This window comes from Mesorhizobium sp. M4A.F.Ca.ET.050.02.1.1 (assembly GCF_003997725.1).
Lineage (GTDB): Bacteria > Pseudomonadota > Alphaproteobacteria > Rhizobiales > Rhizobiaceae > Mesorhizobium.
In genome coordinates, this window is the sequence record NZ_RZSG01001401.1 from 1 (window position 1) to 634 (window position 634).

At 61.4% G+C, this 634-nt stretch carries 1 pseudogene; it reads right to left on the reverse strand.

Going from position 1 to position 634, the window contains the following annotated elements:
* Positions 1 to 468: pseudogene (locus EOA33_RS37770) on the reverse strand (hypothetical protein); the annotation flags it as partial.
* Between the last annotated feature and the right edge of the window lie 166 nt (positions 469 to 634).

A 634-nucleotide genomic window follows, 5' to 3' on the forward strand; every position in this document is an offset into this window, starting at 1 on the left:
GCAGGAGAGGATGCGCTCGAAATAGTGGCCGCTGAGCAAGGAGCGGCCGAAACGCTTCTCGGCTTCGGCATGGTCGGAAGGCATGAATTCGAGGCGGCGGTCGAAATTGCCGAAGCAAGGCGTGTTGTCGGCAAAGCTGGCGATCTCCTCATGGATCGCCTGCGGCAGGACCAGGCCGGAAAACAGTCCGTCGGAGCGAAGCGCCTCGATCGCCGCGTCGAGGTCGATACCGCTGAACATCGTATCCCCGCCATTTGGCGCCCGGCCGGCGGGCTTGGCGCCCAGCCAGTGCATCCTCCGCCCCGGCATGGTGCGCGCCAGCATGAACATCGGCAGCCAGGCCGGGTTCTCGCGCAGATCCGTCAGGTAGGTCGGGATGCGTACCGCGATGCGACGAAACAAGCTGCCGTTGCGGGCGATTGCCTCGAGGCTGACAGCGCCGGATTTGTCCGATGTCGAAAGGTTCATCGAGGTCCTCAGATATGAGCATTATCCGACGAAACATCGGCTGCTCACCAGCTCCGGCATTGCCCAAACCCGCTTGTCCCGCATCGAAAGGAGGTTAGCCCCGCCTCATATTTTGTGCAATGCACAATAAAGGGGTTGCGGTGAATTTCCTACACAACCCCTTCTC